Source organism: Yoonia sp., assembly GCF_014859355.1.
Taxonomy (GTDB): domain Bacteria; phylum Pseudomonadota; class Alphaproteobacteria; order Rhodobacterales; family Rhodobacteraceae; genus Yoonia.
Genome location: NZ_JACUUJ010000078.1, coordinates 1 through 3,944, shown reverse-complemented (window position 1 = coordinate 3,944; position 3,944 = coordinate 1). Strand labels below are relative to the sequence as shown.

Here is a 3,944-nt window from a genome sequence, read left to right as displayed (position 1 = left end):
TTCTGGTGATCGTGGGCGCTGATGAATACGGTCGCAAGGAACTGCTGGCCATGACCGACGGCTTCCGCGAAAGCACGCAAAGTTGGCGCGAGGTGCTGCTCGATCTCAAGCGGCGCGGCCTGAAACAGGACCCGAAACTGGCCACTGGCGACGGTGCCTTGGGGTTCTGGACCGCGCTGCGCGAGGTGTTTGCGACGACGCAGGAGCAGCGGTGCTGGCTGCACAAGACCATGAACGTGCTGAACGCGATGCCGAAATCCATGCAAGCCAAGGCCAAAGGCCATCTGCACGACATCTGGCAGGCCGAGACAAAAGCCAAGGCGAGCGCCGCCTTCGACTTCTTCGTCGCAACCTATGGCGTGAAATGGGACAAGGCGGTCGCCAAGCTGGTCAAGGACCGGGACGCGCTGCTGACCTTCTACGATTATCCGGCCGAGCACTGGAAACACATCCGGACGTCAAATCCCATTGAGAGCCCGGGGCTTCGCCCGTTCTGGGCTGAATTGATCCACTGGATCAATTCCAAGACGCCCATCACCCTTCGCCACCGTCCGGCACCGCACCAAACGCACCAAGGGCTGCCTCAGTCGTAAGACCGGCCTGGCCATGGCCTTCAAGCTGATGATGTCAGCGCAAAAGAAATGGCGCAAACTCGACGGCCAAAACCGCCTGCCCGAGATCATCCAAGGGGTTGAGTTCCGCGACGGGCTCCGCCAGATTCAAACCGCCGCCTGATCAGGCGTCACCAACTTTTGCCCATATCTCTGAGGGATCAGCCGAAATACATCGCATAAAGCCGCCGACCAGCGTAGGCCATGGCGGCAAGGAACGCGGCCATCGGCAGGGCCAGCGCCAGAGCGCCCTGCATTCCCAGAATGATCAGGATATCCTTGAGCGGGATGACCAGCCCGTGGAATACATAGATCGGCAAGGCCAGCCCGCCGATCACCACCAGCACGCGCAACAAGAACAGCAAAGGCCCTGACAGCTGGTGCCAGATCCCCGTCACCCCTAGTGACAGACCCATCACCGCGATCATCATACTGGCGTAAAACCCATAGCCCGGCAGGCTGGAAAAGACGGATGAAGCGCGCGTCATCACGGCGGCGGCCCCTTCCAGTGACACGATGGTCGTGGCGCAAAACACCATGCCTGCCAGCCCAACGGTCAAGAGCCGCCGTTTCACCAGCGCAGTGTCGGCCTCGTGTGCGATCCAGAGGCCTGCGGCAATGCCGACCAGCATGATCGCGCCCAGCTTGAATAGGCTGTAGCTCGCGATGGTCATCAGCCGGGGCAGTTCCATAATGGAATCAAGCTGTTGCGCGGGCATGATGTATTGCGCCACAGGCCACAGTAGCCAAAGCCCGACCGCGATCAGCGGCAGGGTCTGCACCGGGGCGGACAGACGCGCCAGCGCGGGCATCCACAAAGGTGCGGTACCCAGCATGATCGCATAGAACATCAGCACAGAGTAAAGCGCATGGCTCAGCACCAGCCCGCCCAACGATCCGCCGTTCAGCGCCACTAGCGTGATTGACTTGATCGCCAGAATGCCGATCCCGAGGCTGACCAGCAAAAACGCGTTGCGACAGCGCCGCAGCACGTTGGCGCGATGTGTCGTAAACTGCGGCAGCATGGTCAGACCGACCCCTATCCCGAAAACGGTGGCAAAACCTGGGGTGCCAAGCCGGTAAAGCACCGGAAGGTATTGGTCCGCCAGCGCGCCCCCCCCAGACGGTTGAAGAACCCTTCGCCCCAATGCGACAGCAGCACCGCTAGAACGGCGAATGCGCGCGCCAGTGTCAGTGCCCAGGTGCGTTGGGTCTGGTCGGCAAGCGGGGTGGCAGGTTCTGCTTGCGCGGTTGCGGTGTCTGCCGCATTGGCCTGTGCGACTTCGGCCAGGCTTCGGCCTTCGAATGTGGCGCGGATCGCGGCCTGGGTGAAATTCTGCCGTTCCATCGTCAGGGCGATCTGCAGCGCGCTGAGACTATCGCCGCCGATGTCGTAGAAGGTATCATCGGGGCCGATCTGCATATCCCCGACCACGCAGTGCCAGGTGTCGGCGACAGTTGTTTGTGCCGCTGACAGTGCTTTTCTTTCGTGCTGTGGCGCATGTGCCCCCGCTGCGGGGGGCGGGATATCGCGCAGTTTCACCCGCGCGATCTTGCCGGTGTCGGTGCGGGGCAGGGTGGTGACACGGGTGCTGCGCAGCGCGCCGGCGGCGGGGATGCCGCGGATCTCGAACGCCTGTGCGGCGGCGGCCAGTATGACGGGCACAATCGGATCTGCATCGGCTTCTGTCACCAGCAGGGCGATTTCGCCGCGCAAGGGGTCGGGGCTGTTGACGATCGCAAACTGGCCGGCGGCGGATGGCAACAAGGCGGTGATTGCAGCCTCGATCGCTTCGGCGTTGATCTTGACCCCGGCGATGTTGATCTGGTCGTCGATCCGGCCCTTGTAGGACAGATACCCGTCGTGGATTTCGCCCCGGTCGCCCGTCTGCAACCAGCCATCAGCGTTGGTCAGCGGTTTAAGGGTGCGGTCCGGAGTGATCATCCCCATGGCCACATGCGGGCCGCGAATACGGATCACGCCCGCTTCCGATACAGCAACCTCGGCGCTGCCTGTCGGTTTGCCTACTGTGTCCAGATAGCGGGGGTCCACATCCGACAAGACCAGAAACGTCGTGCGCGAGGCTTCAGTCATGCCGTAATGTTGCACGATGCGCGCCTGCGGGAACAACCGTATCATCGCGGCCTTTTCATCGCCGGACATGTATTGGCTGCCGATTTCGATCCAGCGCACCTTGCGCCCCGCATCGCCGATAATCTCGGGTGCGCCCAGCACCAGCCGCCACAGGCTTGGCACGGCGGAAATCGCGTTGATCGCATCTGCGTCCAGCATCCGCCGGATTTCGGCCGGATCAAAGGCGCGGGGCAGGAAAAAGGCACCGCCTGCGGCGCTGACCGCGCGCACCCGCCCCAGACCAAAGGAATATTGCACCGGGATGCCGATATATTCGCGGATCTCGGGTGTGACCTGCATGACATCGTTCAGCCGGGCGACGGCATCGGCCAGATTGCGATGGCTGAGCAGGATGGGTTTGGGTGCCCCTTCGGTGCCCGATGTCAGGGTGATCTGTGCGGGGGTGTCGGTTGTATCGGGCTGGTGCGCGAGACGGCCCCAACCGGTTGTGGCGGTGTCTATGCGCAGGTCCAGCACATCGCCGTCGTCATTGGGAAGCGGCAGGGCGACGCCTGGTTTCGTGATCGCGAAAACCCGGCCGCTTTCGTAATGGTCGAACACGGCGCGGATGAATTCCAGGCTGTTCTGCCCCGAAATCTGCGTGACCGGCATGGTAAAGGGCGGGTGACTGGTCACAGGATCGAATGCAGTCATGAAAGGTCAATCCGGGTGTGGCGGCGTTGCTTTGCGGGCGTAATTCGGTCGACATTAATATGTTTGTAATCCAGCTTTAGGACAAAGGAGGCAAAATGTCATCTTTTTAAGTATCCGTCTAGATCAAGCGGTTTTTGGCGTCCACATCCGATCAGCTTTGACCAGCGCGTTTGCCATTTCGATGAGCTTGCGCATGATGGCAACGATGGCGACCTTGGCGGGCTTTCCAGCAGCGCGCAGGTCTTCATATTTTACCTTGAGGTCCGGGTTGTGGCGCGTGGCGACCAGTGCGGGCATGTAAAGGGCGTCGCGCAGGGGTTTGCGCCCACCGCCGATGAACGACTTTCCCTGCCATTGACCGGATTGTCGGGTGATGGGTGCAAGACCGGCCAGGCTGGCCACCTGTTTGCGGCCAAGTGTGCCGATTTTCGGCAACAGGCTCAGCATGGCAGCGGCCGTGACGGCACCGATCCTGGGCATGGAACACAGTATGAACCGCCCCGGGTTTACCGGCGAGTTTCTGGTTCAATGATTACGCTGCTTTT

General features: G+C 61.6%; 3 protein-coding genes and 1 pseudogene. 1 reads left to right on the top strand and 3 read right to left on the bottom strand.

Features of this window, described 5'->3' with window-relative positions; all coding sequences use genetic code 11:
- Nucleotides 1–735, top strand: a pseudogene (locus IBX59_RS14800) (transposase); the annotation flags it as partial.
- Between the two features lie 37 nt (nucleotides 736–772).
- On the opposite strand, the gene IBX59_RS14795 reads toward IBX59_RS14800, so the two are convergent.
- The 3 genes from IBX59_RS14795 to IBX59_RS14785 all read right to left on the bottom strand — a co-directional run bounded on the left by IBX59_RS14795 (nucleotide 773) and on the right by IBX59_RS14785 (nucleotide 3,879).
- On the bottom strand, nucleotides 773–1,636 hold the full coding sequence (locus IBX59_RS14795) for a hypothetical protein (protein WP_296376939.1): 864 nt from the start codon (nucleotides 1,634–1,636) through the stop codon (nucleotides 773–775).
- 14 nt (nucleotides 1,637–1,650) lie between these two features.
- Nucleotides 1,651–3,399, bottom strand: coding sequence for a class I adenylate-forming enzyme family protein (locus tag IBX59_RS14790; protein ID WP_296376937.1), 1,749 nt, complete (start codon nucleotides 3,397–3,399; stop codon nucleotides 1,651–1,653).
- 123 nt (nucleotides 3,400–3,522) lie between these two features.
- Nucleotides 3,523–3,879, bottom strand: a complete 357-nt coding sequence (locus IBX59_RS14785) for a transposase (protein ID WP_296376936.1) — start codon at nucleotides 3,877–3,879, stop codon at nucleotides 3,523–3,525.
- Nucleotides 3,880–3,944 lie beyond the last annotated feature (65 nt).

Excerpts from the sequence above, each read along its gene's own strand:
- IBX59_RS14795 (WP_296376939.1), bottom strand. The coding sequence starts at position 1,636 with ATGCTGCCGCAGTTTACGACACATCGCGCCAACGTGCTGCGGCGCTGT.
- IBX59_RS14790 (WP_296376937.1), bottom strand. The coding sequence starts at position 3,399 with ATGACTGCATTCGATCCTGTGACCAGTCACCCGCCCTTTACCATGCCG.
- IBX59_RS14785 (WP_296376936.1), bottom strand. The coding sequence starts at position 3,879 with ATGCCCAGGATCGGTGCCGTCACGGCCGCTGCCATGCTGAGCCTGTTG.